This is a genomic window from Parabacteroides leei, assembly GCF_023369805.1.
GTDB lineage: Bacteria > Bacteroidota > Bacteroidia > Bacteroidales > Tannerellaceae > Parabacteroides > Parabacteroides leei.
In genome coordinates, this window is record NZ_JAMBQG010000002.1 from 220383 (window position 1) to 235566 (window position 15184).

Genomic DNA, 15184 nt, shown 5'->3' on the forward strand with positions numbered 1-15184 from the left:
GTTCCGGTTTGCAGAAGAGGGTGACTATATCTGTCACTTGTCAACTGTCAACTGTCAACTGAAAAAACACAAACGTTATGAGACTAATTATTGAACCAGATTACGAGCAACTCTCAAAATGGGCTGCTAATTATGTAGCTGCAAAGATTAAGAAAGCTAATCCGACAGCTGAAAAACCTTTTGTTTTGGGATTGCCTACCGGATCGTCTCCTCTGGGTATGTACAAGAATTTGATCGAATTGAACAAGCAGGGTGTTATCTCCTTCCAGAATATCATCACTTTCAACATGGATGAATATGTAGGATTGCCGAAAGATCATCCGGAAAGCTATCATTCGTTCATGTGGAACAACTTCTTCAGCCATGTAGACATCAAGCCGGAGAATGTAAATATCCTGAACGGTAATGCTCCCGATCTGGAAGCCGAATGTGCTGCTTACGAAGCTAAGATGAAAGCGGTAGGTGGTGTGGACTTGTTCCTGGGGGGTATCGGTCCTGACGGCCATATCGCATTCAACGAACCGGGTTCTTCTTTGTCTTCACGTACTCGTGTAAAGTCTCTGACTACAGACACGATCATCGCTAACTCTCGTTTCTTCGATAACGATGTAAACAAGGTTCCGAAGACATCTGTAACGGTTGGTGTAGGTACTGTACTGGATGCTAAAGAAGTATTGATCATGGTAAACGGTCATAACAAGGCTCGCGCTTTGCAGCAGGCTGTTGAAGGTTCTATCAACCAGATGTGGACAATCACTGCTTTGCAGATGCATCCGAAAGGTATTATCGTAGCTGACGAAGCTGCCTGTGCTGATATCAAAGTCGGTACATACAACTACTTCAAAGATATCGAAAAAGATAATCTTTGTCCTTGCAGCTTGTTGAAGTAAGGATTAAAAGCTTATAGAACAAAAAACGGAGCTGTACCGAAAGGAGACAGTTCCGTTTTTTTATTTAGTCCTTATTTCCCGATATAATACCCGGATCGTTATCCATGTTCTGAACGGCTTTGCGGATGCTTTTTAACTTTTTTCCGAAATTCAGGTTGAAGTTGAATTTGACCACTACCGTTCTTGCCATATTGTTACTGTGAATGTCCGATTTTACCGGATTGAGGGCTGACCAGTTTTCATTTTCCGATCTGTACGTACGGATAAAAGGATTATATAATCCTGCCATTACCGACCAGGCTGGCATTTTGTGTCCGACCATAAGTGTATGCATCAGGTCTCCTTTCATCAATTGTTCCCCGTAAACGTATCTGTTGGGTGGAACAATGGTGGCAAAGTTGGCGATCCAGTGACGATACGAAAAGTCGAGATTGATGCGAAGCGATTTCATTGTGTAGGTATGTAAATAGTTGTTGCCATGACTGATGTAGCGGTTGAGTCCAGGGATTTCCTCTCCGTACCTGTAACAGGTCGATGGGCTGTTCCACATCGTTGAGGTAGGCCTTGTACTGATTTTGATAGCTATCTATTATCTGTGACGAATGACCGGAAAGAATATTTTAAAAAAACAGGGATTGTTCTATTTCCTCTGCAATAGTTTCAGGTGAAGGACGTTTATATAGATACGATTGATTTTTAATCCCATTTACTAGTATTTACTTTTTTACATGGAATGAGAGTATGAAAAAAGCATTTGGTTTACTTGTCTGTTTGTTGATATTTTGTCCTTTTATGAATGCGCAGGAAGAGAAAGATATTGTGATAGGACAAACGGTGGAAGGGAAAGAGCTAACAGCTCGTGGCTTTGAATTTGATGGCAGGGTTAGGAAATATAAGATGGATACTACAGCTACCTTTTTTATGGTACAACTGGGACATCTGACCCCGAACGGAAAATCTTATAAGAATAAAGGCGAGTTGGTGGTCTTTAATTATCAGGAAGGAAAAGAATTGTGGAGAAGGAAGATGAATTACATGAGCGACCAGTTTGTTTTACTTCCTGAGGGAGTTCTTTTTAATTCCAAAGGGGTTAAGAGTTTCTATCTGGATTTACAAACCGGACAAGAAAGATGGAATAAGAAAATATTCCCTTATGTGATGGATTTTCAGAATGGTAAAATTCTGAGTTATAAAAACGGCGTTACAAAAAATCTGGAATGTTATGAAATGAACTCCGGGGAACATTTGTGGACTCGGGAAGTTCCTCATGCATATGGTTGGAATTACGATGGGTGGGTGAATGACTCGACCCGGTTGATTGTTTCTGACGGGATACATTTGGTGAATATAAAGGATGGGACAGGAAAGAGTTATCCGATGGTAACCGGAACCACTAATTATAGTGGGGCAGTGGCATTGGGGGCTTTAGGTATATTGACTGGGGTTGTGGCCGGAGTGTCGGTGATGCCGACCGGAGGAAATGCGGTAGCAGAACTGACTTCGAATATGTTGAGAGAAGATTCTTTGCTTTATTTTGCTAGCCGTACGCAATTGCTTTGCTTGGATGATCAACTGAATATGAAGTGGGGGTATCCGCTTCCAGAGGATCTTACTTCACATTCTCAACTTTTTGTTTATGATGATAGGCTTTACATGATCAATTATGGTAGTGGGTATCGTGGAAACTTAAGGGATTTTTCTTCTGCATACGAAAGAGATATGATGGAAGTCAATATTGGAAGACCTTTCATTGCCAGCTTCGATAAGAATACCGGCAAAAATATATATCTGACGCAGCTGACGAAAAAGAAAGATCGGATTGAAGGTGCTTGTCTGAAAGAGTTGAGAAATACATTATATTTACTGTTCGATGATGGAATGTCTTTCTGTCAGTTAACCGATAGTGCAGAGGTTGAGGTGTCTCCCTGGGATGAGAAGGCTAATGGCAAGTTACAAGGCTTTTTATCCAATTCTTTTTATCTGATAGATCCGGATAGTACTTCTTTTAGAAAAGTTGTACCATCCGATTCTGCTTCATGTTTTGTTTATAATAACCAGTATGATGTATTTGAAGTCGATGAACAGATGAATGTGATCCGTACTTATCGGAATACCGAATTGTATTTTACTAGTCTAAATATGGACGGTTATTCTCTAATCAGTCAGTTCGGAATTAAATATCTGATTGATTTTAATGGAAAGAAACTTGCCACTTTACATCTTCCATTTGATTTATATCTGGTAAAAGATAAAGTATATACACTGGATAAGGATAGAAATAAGATTCTGGAAATAAACCGGAAAGAGCTATTTCCGGAGCGGGTTATCGACAATCCGATAATATAATAAGTGAAAATCTTTGTATTTTAATTTAAGTATTTATCTTTGGTCTGTGTTTATGAGTAAAAGCAGACATTGCGGAAATAAAATCGTTTAAGTTTATTGAGATAGTATTTTGTGTTTAATATCTAAAACAATTATGTAGTATGAAAAAGATTGCATTTTTATTACTTCTTTTCGTGGCATTTCAGGTAAGTGCACAAGAATTTCATTTTATTCCGAAGATTGGTTTAAATATGGCCAATATGACAAATTCCGATGGTGCAAGTATGAAAGCCGGTTTAAATATAGGAGTTGCCGGCGAAGTGATGATGACTAATCATTTTGCTATTGAGCCGGGCATTTATTATTCAATGCAGGGATTCAAGGTAAAAGAGAGTGGTACTACAGCAAAATTAAAAAATGATTATCTTAATATTCCGATCCTGCTAAAAGGCTATGTATATGAAGGATTTAATTTGTTTGCCGGACCGCAACTGGGTTTTAAAGTTTCTTCAAAGGTAAAAGCTTCCGATTCTGGTACATCAGTCTCGACAGATGCTTTGAGTGATTGGTTTAAAACTTTTGATTTTTCATTAGTGGTCGGAGCCGGATATCAAACTTCAATGGGATTACTGTTTTCTTTGAGTTATAATGTGGGGTTGACAAATACTCTGAATAAGGATAATATTGCTTCTGCAATACCGGGAGTGTCTTCTTCTGATATTGATGGAAAGAGCCGTAACGGTGTACTTCAGCTAAACGTAGGCTGGCGCTTCTGATAGATTTAAAGCCGGATTATGCAAACTTTAAAACGAAATTTGGATAATTCGGCTCTGAAAGAATAATTATTTTTGTGGTATAAATTTTATTACCATGAAACAGACTTTTGTAACTTTCCTATTCTTATCCTTGTCTTTGCAATTACTTCGGGGACAAGAACAGATATTGCCGGTACCTTCCACGCAACCAAGTCCGGCTCAGCAAAAGCAAATTGCCCGCAAATATGGAATGTTTATCCATTTTGGAATTAATACTTTTCATGATCAGGAATGGACAGATGGTTCGAAACCGGCTTCCTCTTACCGGCCAACAGCCGTCGATGCAGACCAGTGGATCAGGGTGGCAAAAGATGCTGGAATGAAATATGTTATTCTTACGGCAAAGCATCACGAAGGATTCTGTCTGTGGGATAGTAAGTATACGGAATATGATGTGGAAAGCTCGGGTAATACCACAAATGTGATTGAGGCGATAGCCAAAGCCTGTAAGAAATATGATATTGGTTTGGGATTGTATTACTCTTTGTGGGACCGAAAAGTGAATGCCGATGTAAAAGATAAAAGTCTGGATGTAAAGTATAATAAGTATTTATTGCGCCAGTTGGATGAATTGATCGATATCGTACAGCCATATACAAATATAGTGGAGTTCTGGTTTGACGGCGGTTGGGAAAAAGAAAATTACCGTTGGCCGGTGAAAGAGATTTACCGGACGATCAAATCGAGACAGCCGGATTGCCAGATCGGTATAAACTGGACGATCGGGTTGCCTGACAACCCCGATGCTCATCCTGTATTGCCGGAAAACCAACAGGAAGGCTATCCGATCCGTTATTTCCCGAGTGATTTCCGTTTAGGCGATCCGTATCTGCCAGTTGATAATGATCCGAAAATCTTTTCACACGATGGAAAAGAGTATTATATGCCTTGGGAGTCTACTATCTGTATCAGCGAACGCTGGTTTTATAATACAACCGACCAAAAGTATAAATCGGTAGATGAACTTGCCCGGTTATACCGTCAGTGTACGAAGAATGATAATATCCTTATCCTGAATTGTCCACCAGCCCGTGATGGTAAGATCCGGGAGAAAGACATCCAGGTTCTGAATGAGTTACGTAAGCAACTTCAGTGATTATACATATCTTTGTTATAAAAATCTAATATTTTGATCTGGGCATTATACGCTGTTTGTGCCGGACTGTCCGGGTTGAGCTCTATGGCTGACAGATAGTTGTTCAGAGCCTGGCGTATATCTCCCATTTTGCGGTATACATTTCCTCGCAGGTAAAACGCTTCATCGTCTGAAGCGTTTTTTTTAATGTACTCATTCAACAAACGCAATGCTTCGTCTGTTTTATTATCGTTGATAAGTTGTCTGATTGTTTCCATGTCGAAATAATGTGATATTTTGTGGACAAAGATAATTCTGAAGTGTTTACATACATAATAATCACGGTTTAAAAAACTGTTTTTTTGTTACTGATGTACGGTTGCGTTAATTATTTGTGTATGTTTGCACTCGATTTCTAAAAAGTGAAAAGTGATTATGCAAAAGAATCTGGTAATAGTGGAGTCACCCGCCAAAGCAAAAACCATAGAAAAGTTCCTCGGAAAAGATTTTAAGGTTATGTCGAGTTACGGGCACATCCGCGATTTGAAAACGAAAGATTTTAGTATAGATGTTGAGAACAATTATGCTCCTCAATATGTGGTCCCGGCTGATAAGAAGAAGTTGGTTTCCGAATTAAAATCCGAAGCAAAAGCAGCCGAACAGGTATGGCTCGCATCCGATGAGGACCGTGAAGGAGAAGCTATATCCTGGCATCTGTATGAAGTTCTGGGGTTGAAGCCGGAGAATACAAAACGTATTGTTTTCCACGAAATTACCAAGAATGCTATTTTGCATGCTATCGAAACACCACGTGATATCAATATCAACCTGGTGAATGCTCAACAGGCTCGCCGTGTATTGGATCGTATTGTGGGTTTCGAGCTTTCTCCTATCTTGTGGAGAAAAGTAAAACCGGCTTTGTCTGCCGGACGTGTGCAGTCGGTAGCTGTCCGTCTTATTGTTGAACGCGAACGTGAGATCAACGATTTCGTTTCGGAAGCTGCTTATCGTGTCATTGCTAATTTCACTCTTCCCGATGGAACAACTATCCTAAAAGCCGAATTGAATAAACGTCTGAAGGATAAGAAGGAAGTAATGGAATTCCTGGAATCCTGCAAGGCTGCTTCTTTCACTATTGACGAGATCACAAAAAAACCGGTAAAGAAATCACCGGCACCTCCTTTTACAACATCTACCTTGCAGCAGGAAGCAGCCCGTAAACTGGGTTATTCCGTGTCGCAGACCATGATGATTGCACAGCGCCTGTATGAGTCCGGATTGATTACCTACATGCGTACCGACTCAGTGAACCTGAGTGATCTGGCGTTGGGAACTGCTAAGGAAGCTATTCTGGAAACTTACGGAGAGAAGTATCATAAGTTCCGTCAGTACCATACAAAAAGTAAAGGTGCACAGGAAGCGCACGAGGCTATCCGTCCTACTTATATAAGTAATGTAGAGATCAATGGTTCCGCGCAGGAAAAAAAATTATATGAATTGATCCGTAAACGGACGATCGCTTCCCAGATGGCAGATGCTGAATTGGAACGTACAACGATCTCTGTTTGTATCGATGATAAGAAAGAAAAATTCGTGGCTGTAGGTGAAGTGATCACTTTCGATGGTTTCCTTCAGGTCTACCGCGAAAGCTACGATGATGATAATGAAAAAGAGCAGGATAAAGAGAATGGTTTATTACCCCCTGTTAAATTGCATGAAGTTTTGACATTGAATGATATCGTGGCAACGGAACGTTTTACGCAACGTCCGCCGCGTTATACGGAAGCCAGCCTTGTTCGTCGTTTGGAAGAATTGGGTATCGGGCGCCCTTCTACTTATGCTCCTACTATTCAAACGATTCAGAATCGTGAGTATGTGGTAAAAGGGGATAAAGAAGGGACCGAACGTGCTTATACTGTTATCTCGTTGGCTAAGGGCAAGATCAAAGAGGCTGATAAGAAGGAGATAGTGGGGGCAGACCGTAACAAGTTAATGCCTACGGATATCGGGGCGGTAGTTAATGACTTCCTGATGGAATATTTTCCTTCTGTATTGGATTATAACTTTACGGCCAGCGTCGAGAAAGAGTTTGATGCCGTGGCTGATGGTGAAATGGTCTGGACAAATGCAATAGATAAGTTCTATAAAATGTTTCATCCGATCGTGGAAGAAACAGCAGCTATAAAAACGGCCCATAAGGTGGGAGAACGTGAGTTGGGTATCGATCCGAAAAGTGGGAATCCTGTCTTTGTGAAGATCGGCCGTTATGGTCCGGTTGTACAAATCGGTCAGGCACATACGGAGGATAAAGAAGCTCCGAAGCCTCAGTTTGCTACCTTGATGAAAGGTCAGTCAATCGAAACGATTACATTGGAAGAAGCGTTGAAGCTATTCGACCTGCCTCGTACGATCGGCGAATATGAAGGAAAAGAAATGGTTGCAGCAGTTGGACGTTTCGGACCTTTTATCCGTCATGACGGGAAATTTATCTCTATCCCGAAAGATCTGAATCCTCTTTCTATTACAGTAGAAGAGGCTATCGAATTGATCGACGAGAAACGGAAGAAAGACGAACAACGTTATCTGAAGAAGTTCGATGAAGATCCGGATCTGGAAATATTGAACGGTCGTTATGGCCCTTATATAACTTATAAGAAGGCTAACTACCGCATTCCGAAGACGGTTACTAATCCTGAAAAGCTGACGTTGGAAGATTGCATGAAGATCATTGCCGAGGCGGCTGAAAAACCTGCAACAACGAAAAAACGGACTACAAAGAAAAAGGCCTGATCGGTAAAGATCAGAAGGGCATAAGAAAAAAGGATCCTGCTGATTAACTCAACAGGATCCTTTTTGATGAGTGATATTTCTGTTCTTACATTCTTTCCGGAACTTCGATACCCAGTAACGACATACCTGATTTTACAATTTTAGCAACGTTGGCAGATAATACCAGACGGAATTGTTTGATCTCGGCATTCTCTTCGCGAAGGATGGAGAAGTCGTGGTAGAATTGGTTATACTCTTTTACCAGATCGTAGATATAGTTAGCAATGTATGCCGGGCTGTATTCTTTGCCTGCCTCTTTTACTGTTACTGCATAGTCTGCGATCATTTGGATCAACCCTTCTTCTTTTTCTGATATAGGCGTATTTACCGGTAATTGTTCCGGTAAGACAATGCCTTGTTCGGCAGCTTTACGCAAAACAGAACAGATACGGGCGTAAGTGTATTGGATGAATGGACCGGTGTTTCCATTAAAGTCGATCGATTCCTTCGGGTTGAAAGTCATGTTTTTACGCGGATCGACTTTCAGAATGAAGTATTTCAGGGAACCCAAACCGACAACGCGGGAAATATTGGCGGCTTCTTCCGGAGTCATTTCGTCTAATTTGCCTAATTCCTGTGATATTTCGTGGGCAGTGCTGATCATTTCTTCCATCAGATCGTCGGCATCGACAACAGTACCTTCACGGCTCTTCATCTTTCCTTCCGGCAGTTCAACCATACCGTAAGAGAAGTGTACCAGGCCTTTCCCGAATTCGAAGCCCAGTTTATCGAGCAGGATAGAAAGTACCTGGAAATGGTAGTTCTGTTCGTTACCGACAACGTAGATCATTTTATTGATCGGATAATCGTCGAAACGTAGTTTTGCTGTACCGATATCCTGTGTCATATATACGGAAGTACCGTCGGCTCGGAGCAATAGTTTCTCATCCAGTCCGTCTTTGGTCAGGTCGGCCCATACAGAACCGTCTTCGCGGCGATAGAAGATCCCTTTTTCAAGTCCTTCCATCACTTTACCCTTCCCTTCCAGATAGGTTTGGGATTCGTAATAGATCTTGTCGAAGTCTACGCCCATCATCTTGTAGGTTTCATCGAAACCGGCATATACCCAGTTGTTCATCTTTTCCCACAAAGCACGAACTTCTGTATCTCCGGCTTCCCATTTGCGAAGCATTTCGCGAGCTTCGGCCATGAGCGAAGACTGGGCTTCTGCTTCTTCTTTTGTCAGACCTTTAGCTTCCAATTCTTTTAATTCCTGTTTGTAGTGTTTGTCGAACAGTACATAGAAATCGCCGATCAGGTGGTCTCCTTTCTTGCCGGATGATTCGGGAGTAACGCCGTTACCCCATTTCTGCCAGGCAAGCATCGATTTACAAATATGGATACCGCGGTCGTTTACGATATTGGTTTTAACCACCTTATTTCCGTTAGCCTTCATGATCTCAGACAAGCTGTAACCAAGCAAGTTGTTACGTACGTGCCCTAAATGCAAAGGTTTGTTTGTATTGGGAGAAGAATATTCGATCATCACCAGAGGGGATTGATCTGTGACAGGAATGATCCCGTAGGATGGTTGTACGTTGACCGTATTCAACAGATCGATCCAGCAAGGACCGGCAACTGTCAGGTTCAGGAAACCTTTGATCACATTGAATTCAGATACGGCCGGTTCATTTTTCTGCAGGTATTCGCCGATTTCCTGTGCTGTCTGTTCCGGTGATTTCTTCGATGCGCGAAGGAAAGGGAACACAACCAGGGTAAGATGTCCTTTAAACTCTTTTTTTGTCTTCTGCAACTGTATCTGATTGGCTGAAACATCAACTCCGTACAGTTCTTTTATGCCGGCAATGATTGCTCCGGTGATCTGCTGTTCAATAACCATATTTTTACTTATATAATATTCGGATTTTATTTTGCCGCAAAGGTACATGATTATTTTCTAAAAACCTTCGTATGGGATTTCGAATTAGTAGTTTGACGATCCTCTACGTGTCCGTTAGAATGAAGGTGTGATATTTTTATAATTGTTGATTTTGTTTATAAATCGACAAATGCGACCGATATTTTTTCAACAATAGTAAAAAACGAACCTGTCGATGAATGGTAGTTTCAATAAATGAAAACAAAAAAGAATACTTCCTTGGTATGGGTCGTTGTCTAAGACATTGATATATAATAACAGAAACAGGAATAGGCTGATAAATACTTTGAGAACCACGATCTTTGTAATTGAAAAAAAAAGTGTTTTTGGGATAATAGAGAATGAAACAAGTATTAGTATTGAAAGATTTTGTGTCAATTTTGATATTTTGGAATTCATTTTCAAGACGATGGTTTTGGTAGTGTGATTAGGAGAGGTTGTTGATAACCGGATATATGGAAGTATGAAGGTTATGGAATATTTATATACTGATTTTGAAGGCATGTTATTTAATGGTTATAGGAAAATATAAAATATATAAAGGTTTAATTTTTATTTTATTGCTAGTGCTTTTTTCATCTTGTACGGATGAAAGTTTTGTTAGAGAAAATAATCAGGGAGCATTTCTGTCAATAAGTGGAATAGAGTCTGAAAGTGCTACGCATCCCGGGAGTTCTGAAGATTATCTTGTGAATACCCTGCGTGTTATGGCATTCAATAAAACGTCAGGTCTTTGTATATCCAATGTGTATTATACAAAAGATCAGTGGACGGATAATCTTGTGCAACATCCGATCGATGAAGGCACTTACACCTTTGTTTTCTTGGCGAATGAAGCAAATGATTCTTATGTATTCAATCAGTTGGATGCCGTTTCTGGATACGAGGATTTGAATAATATAGTTTATCCGGCAAAAGCTTTTTCTTCCGACCAATATATTCCTATGAAACAGGAGATAGAAGATGTTACTGTCTTATCTAAAGGACAAGGTGCAAGATTGAGCGACGGAACTACTGTCTCCCGGTTGGAACTGTCTCTGGACAGGATGGGAGTACGGGTTGACGTCGTATTGGAAGCTGATAGAAATTACAGCGAAACCTTTAGTGGAGTGACATTCAGTAATCTTGCAGATATAGTTCCTCTTACCGCGAACTATAACGGTATGATTACACGGAATACGATACGTGTGTTTACCGTGGATAAAAACAGTGGTCTGTTTGAGGATACGACTCCTTCTGCTTCCGGAACAGTCTGGGCGAAAAAAGTTATCCGGGTTATTTTACCTTCCAGTGTGCCGGAATCAAAATCAGATAAATCGAAAGCGGCAGTATTTACAGTGAATATGGGGGCGAACTATAACCCTTCATGTGAACTGAAGATCGCTTCGGCTCCGGTCGATTATAGTTTGCCGGGGAATACCAAGCTGGATTTGACCGGCATTATCAGGGAGTCGCTTGAAGTGAATATAGAAGCATCCAAATGGAATGAAAATGATGATGCCTGGAATATCCCAGGTCTTAAAGTGTTGAATATATCCCATACCGAGGTAAGTATAACTGATTTCAACGGGGCACGTATTTCCTTTAAATCGAATATGCCGGTCGTGAAAATATTACCCGAGGTATTTACCGGTCTGGGAACGGCTACCGCGGAAACTGAAAAGATATTCAATGACCTGGTATTGAAGAGTGGTGATGTGACGGATGCCGGGGCAACAAAAATATATGCAACTTCCCGTTACTCTTATACTTACGACGAGGTGGCAAAGGTCGGAACCGGTTATATGGATATTTTGTTGGACGAACTGAATGAGGTGACTTCCGGCAGGCTGTTCCGACTTGTTTTATCGGGAGAAGATGAGTTCGGGGGGAAATTGCAAAGAGAGATCAAGGTAAGTGTCAGCCAATACGGCCAACGCTTCCTGTTCAATTCTTACGGAACAGGATATGTCGGTGCTTTTTTTCGGAATGATGAAATGGGGGAACGGATTATTTCCGGACAACAAAGCAGGAAAGACAATGCAAGTGAGTTACCTGCAGAGTTTGGAAATATCAAGCCATGGAGAGCTCGTGTCATAAGTGGTGATTTTATTACGTTGAGTTCAACCCCGAGTTTTGACCCGCAGATAGGTACGGATTCACCGGGAAACCCGGAAAAGTTTAATGTACGTCCAAACGATCTGAAAGGAGAAGACGGAAGATTAGTCGAAGGGAGGGGACGTATCTATTTTCGAATGGCAACGAACGGAAAACATAGTGGTGAAGCTCCCAGGTATGCCAAAGTTGTAGTTGAACGTTATGGAGGAATGTGGGGGGATGAAGGTACAGGCGGCATTTGGTATGCCAGGGATACAATGTATATCCGGCAGGGAGAAGAGGATGATTATGTCATGAGGCCGGGCACAATCGACCCTATAACGACAGGGCCCTTACAGGGAAAAGCGCGTGATTATGCCAGAAAGGTCTCACCTTATAATCTGACTGCAGCAGCTTTCAAGGCGGGGGGGAACAGTGAACATCCTCAGGTTGCTTATAAAAACGGTGCGTTTGTTGAGTATCCCACGCAGGCTGGTGCTTTTTTCCAGTGGGGATTACCTAAGAATGATGATGAAGGATATTTCCGCCTGGCTTATCATCCAACGCAGCCTGCAGGAGGTTCATCTTACTGGAGTGGCCGTATTCAATATTTAAATGAAACTTATGCACTCAGTATTCCTGTTTGGGGAAGCGCAGCAGGGATACCGGAGACACAGTATGATTATGAGTTCAAGAATCTTTTTGAAGTTTGTCCGGAAGGATATCATCGTCCATCGGATGGGTATATCGACAGGATTTCCCGTAATGGATTGTTCCCCAGTTATTTTGACCGGAATAACAATGACCGGACTGTGATCATTACTCCGACTAATCCGATAGAAGTCATTCCTACGGCAGTGGTAGACCACAGTGGAGACATTGCTTATTCCGAATGGAGACAGTCTGTGTTTAAAACACCCCGGGGAGGAGATGCCGGAACTGTGACTAATATAGCAGATATGAATGTGGATAGAACTCCGAATTTCTGGAGTGGGGTAAATACGACTGATTTGTCAGAGGTCACAGAATATATTCCGATTGCTATGGGATTTTATGCAGATGGTTTTTTCGATCGTCGCCCAATAAAACAAGGAACAGGAGGTAGCTATGCTTATGGGGTTTCTATCGATAATGCTAAAGTGGCTTATCGTGGAGTCTTGGTCTATAATAAAAACTATGGTGACGCTTCGGTTTTCTTTCCGATGGCAGGGCGAAGAAATGCTAATTCATTGCAGTATGCAGGAGAGTCAGGTTATTATCATTCTGCCAGTACCGGACCGTCATCGGCTGAGACGCCGCATTCCGTGTGGAGTATGGAGTTCAGTAGATGGCCGCCTCCGTCATTAGTGTATCAGCTACCCACTTTTGCTCAATCCGTTCGTTGTGTCAGGGATAAGGAGTAAATACTAATGTTAGTGTAAGAAGTTTGTAGAGTAAAAAAGATGAGTAAAATTAAAATATATATCAATTTACTGCTTGGTCTGGCCTTTCTGTTTTTTACGATAGGCTGCGAGCATGAAATATTGCTGTCCGAATTGCCGGAAGTAGTGCCGGAGGATAAGGTGAAGATTGAAATTTTTACTCGTGCTAATTCGTATCAGTTACCTGAAACCAGAGCGGTCGGCGATGAAAGTGAAGTCGGTAAAACTCCGTGGGTACTTGTGTTCAAAGGGAATAATGCATCATCAGCCCTTTTTGTGGAGGCCGTACAAGCTTTTGAGTTTGTGGGGAAGAGATATGTGTTGTTGACAAGGCAGGAAGCTGGTTCTAAGTATCATTTATTGATATTGGCCAATCCACAGGAAAATTTTTATTATGGCGATATGCATACGGGATATGAGTTCAATGTGGCAAATTTCATGACAAAACTAACAGTTGGTGGAACTACTTTATCGGAAGCGACTGCGAATTTGTTGAGTGAGCCGTTGACTGTTCCCTCCCTGTCTGTTATTCCGTATAGTGGCGACAGCGAGGTGATACCTATGAGTTATTTGCTGCAAGTTGATAAAATAGATCAGACGACGAAAATCGCGAATGAGGATGGAACTTCATTACAACTTATCCGTGAAGTGGCAAAGGTTGTGATCGTTAATCAGGCATCCTCTTTTAAATTTAAAGGGATTACCGCCGTAGTGAACGTACCGGGGCAAGGGCGGTTGCATAATCTGGATGGATCTGTTATGGACAACAGATCAAATCTGACGGAGTATAGATACGATGATGCTTATTCATCGCTTTTAGTTGCGGCGAATGATGTAACCGGTGGAGAAAGCACGGAAGATAATCCGGTGTATTTGTATGAATCCGATATTCTTAACGACACCTATTTCATTATTCAGGGGACTTATGAGGGGCAGGACTATTATTATAAAGTAGGGATTATAAATGACGGATTACAACCGATGGATCTGTTACGTAATAATGTATACACATTCACTGTTGTTAAAGCGAATGGTCCCGGTTATGATACGGTAGAAGATGCCAAAGTATCCAAAGCCTCTAATACCGGTTTGAGTTATAGTGTCTTGGTGGATGACGGCAATATTTATGACGTTGTAGCCAATAATGATTACTATTTAGGGGTGAGTAACTCCGTCTTTTTTGCTTATTCGGATTTAACGGTTGATTATGATGCATTTAAAGTGATAACCAATAATGGTACGGTTTTTCCCGGTTCCAATAGAATTAGCGACAATAGGGTGGAGGTTGATTACGCGTTTGAACTTGTATCTCCTATCGATGGGAAAATATCTATAGTAAATAGTGGGACAACGGATCCTAATTTTACAACGGTAGTAGTTAAAGTTAAACCTTATTTGCAATATTATGATGATTGTCAGACCGATCCGACAGGAACGATACAAAGAAAAAATGCGAATGTAACACTTCAACTGGGGAATCTGATACAACAGGTTCATATCAATCGAAGAAGTGCGATTTCTGCCGGGGGGGAAACGATAAAATATATGCCTACGATCAATACATATCCAACAATCAGGGAAGTGAACTATTATTGTCTTTCAGGTACGGTTGATGAAACTGCAAGAAGCTGGATAAAATTGCGTCCTTCAAGTGGGGAAGACCGGAATGATACGGATAAGATTACGGTGGATGACGGGAGGATTTTTATCGAGGTATTACCTAATACCGGTATCGAAAGAAGAGGTGTCGTGTATTTGACAACTATGAATAACATAGGTTCTCCTTCCGGAAGAATGACACAGCGTATTAAAATAGATATCACTCAGTTGGCAGGAAATATTGCAGCTGATACCTGATGTCCGGTGTCAGGTGA

At 41.3% G+C, this 15184-nt stretch carries 10 protein-coding genes; 7 read left to right on the forward strand and 3 right to left on the reverse strand.

What is annotated here, in order from left to right:
- The first annotated feature begins 77 nt into the window (after window positions 1-77).
- The gene (gene nagB / locus M1P97_RS04640) at window positions 78-890 is read left to right on the forward strand and encodes a glucosamine-6-phosphate deaminase (protein WP_122356435.1); all 813 of its coding nucleotides are present in this window, start codon (window positions 78-80) and stop codon (window positions 888-890) included.
- 64 nt (window positions 891-954) lie between these two features.
- Here the strand turns inward: nagB and M1P97_RS04645 are convergent, their stop codons facing one another.
- Window positions 955-1440 carry a hypothetical protein gene (locus tag M1P97_RS04645; RefSeq protein ID WP_249388516.1) on the reverse strand — a complete coding sequence of 162 codons (486 nt, stop codon included), beginning with the start codon at window positions 1438-1440 and terminating at the stop codon, window positions 955-957.
- Between the two features lie 191 nt (window positions 1441-1631).
- Between M1P97_RS04645 and M1P97_RS04650 the strand changes: the two genes are divergently transcribed.
- The 3 genes from M1P97_RS04650 to M1P97_RS04660 all read left to right on the forward strand — a co-directional run bounded on the left by M1P97_RS04650 (window position 1632) and on the right by M1P97_RS04660 (window position 5126).
- Window positions 1632-3236, forward strand: a complete 1605-nt coding sequence (locus M1P97_RS04650) for a hypothetical protein (protein WP_249388517.1) — start codon at window positions 1632-1634, stop codon at window positions 3234-3236.
- Between the two features lie 140 nt (window positions 3237-3376).
- Window positions 3377-3991, forward strand: coding sequence for a porin family protein (locus M1P97_RS04655; protein WP_195374139.1), 615 nt, complete (start codon window positions 3377-3379; stop codon window positions 3989-3991).
- 94 nt (window positions 3992-4085) lie between these two features.
- A complete protein-coding gene (locus M1P97_RS04660) occupies window positions 4086-5126 on the forward strand; it encodes an alpha-L-fucosidase (RefSeq protein ID WP_195374140.1) in 1041 nt (346 codons plus the stop codon).
- On the opposite strand, the gene M1P97_RS04665 is transcribed toward M1P97_RS04660, so the two are convergent.
- The gene (locus M1P97_RS04665; protein ID WP_195374141.1) at window positions 5120-5383 is read right to left on the reverse strand and encodes a tetratricopeptide repeat protein; all 264 of its coding nucleotides are present in this window, start codon (window positions 5381-5383) and stop codon (window positions 5120-5122) included. The two genes, M1P97_RS04660 and M1P97_RS04665, sit on opposite strands and share 7 nt — an antisense overlap.
- 157 nt (window positions 5384-5540) lie before the next feature.
- Between M1P97_RS04665 and topA the strand changes: the two genes are divergently transcribed.
- The gene (gene topA, locus M1P97_RS04670) at window positions 5541-7895 is read left to right on the forward strand and encodes a type I DNA topoisomerase (RefSeq protein WP_195374142.1); all 2355 of its coding nucleotides are present in this window, start codon (window positions 5541-5543) and stop codon (window positions 7893-7895) included.
- Between the two features lie 85 nt (window positions 7896-7980).
- Here the strand turns inward: topA and argS are convergent, their stop codons facing one another.
- Window positions 7981-9774, reverse strand: a complete 1794-nt coding sequence (gene argS, locus M1P97_RS04675; RefSeq protein ID WP_195374143.1) for an arginine--tRNA ligase — start codon at window positions 9772-9774, stop codon at window positions 7981-7983.
- Window positions 9775-10325: 551 nt separating this feature from the next.
- On the opposite strand from argS, the gene M1P97_RS04680 reads away from it, so the two are divergent.
- Together M1P97_RS04680 and M1P97_RS04685 are read left to right on the forward strand one after the other, a co-directional pair.
- Window positions 10326-13292, forward strand: a complete 2967-nt coding sequence (locus M1P97_RS04680; protein ID WP_262923223.1) for a fimbrial protein — start codon at window positions 10326-10328, stop codon at window positions 13290-13292.
- 39 nt (window positions 13293-13331) lie between these two features.
- Complete coding sequence (locus M1P97_RS04685) at window positions 13332-15167, forward strand: DUF4906 domain-containing protein (RefSeq protein WP_249388519.1); 1836 nt, start codon at window positions 13332-13334, stop codon at window positions 15165-15167.
- Window positions 15168-15184 lie beyond the last annotated feature (17 nt).

Bases quoted from the DNA above. Each gene is read 5' to 3' on its own strand.
- M1P97_RS04680 (WP_262923223.1), top strand. From the start codon at position 10,326: ATGGTTATAGGAAAATATAAAATATATAAAGGTTTAATTTTTATTTTA.
- M1P97_RS04685 (WP_249388519.1), top strand. From the start codon at position 13,332: ATGAGTAAAATTAAAATATATATCAATTTACTGCTTGGTCTGGCCTTT.
- M1P97_RS04650 (WP_249388517.1), top strand. From the start codon at position 1,632: ATGAAAAAAGCATTTGGTTTACTTGTCTGTTTGTTGATATTTTGTCCT.
- M1P97_RS04665 (WP_195374141.1), bottom strand. From the start codon at position 5,383: ATGGAAACAATCAGACAACTTATCAACGATAATAAAACAGACGAAGCA.
- M1P97_RS04655 (WP_195374139.1), top strand. From the start codon at position 3,377: ATGAAAAAGATTGCATTTTTATTACTTCTTTTCGTGGCATTTCAGGTA.
- topA (WP_195374142.1), top strand. From the start codon at position 5,541: ATGCAAAAGAATCTGGTAATAGTGGAGTCACCCGCCAAAGCAAAAACC.
- nagB (WP_122356435.1), top strand. From the start codon at position 78: ATGAGACTAATTATTGAACCAGATTACGAGCAACTCTCAAAATGGGCT.
- argS (WP_195374143.1), bottom strand. From the start codon at position 9,774: ATGGTTATTGAACAGCAGATCACCGGAGCAATCATTGCCGGCATAAAA.
- M1P97_RS04645 (WP_249388516.1), bottom strand. From the start codon at position 1,440: ATGTGGAACAGCCCATCGACCTGTTACAGGTACGGAGAGGAAATCCCT.
- M1P97_RS04660 (WP_195374140.1), top strand. From the start codon at position 4,086: ATGAAACAGACTTTTGTAACTTTCCTATTCTTATCCTTGTCTTTGCAA.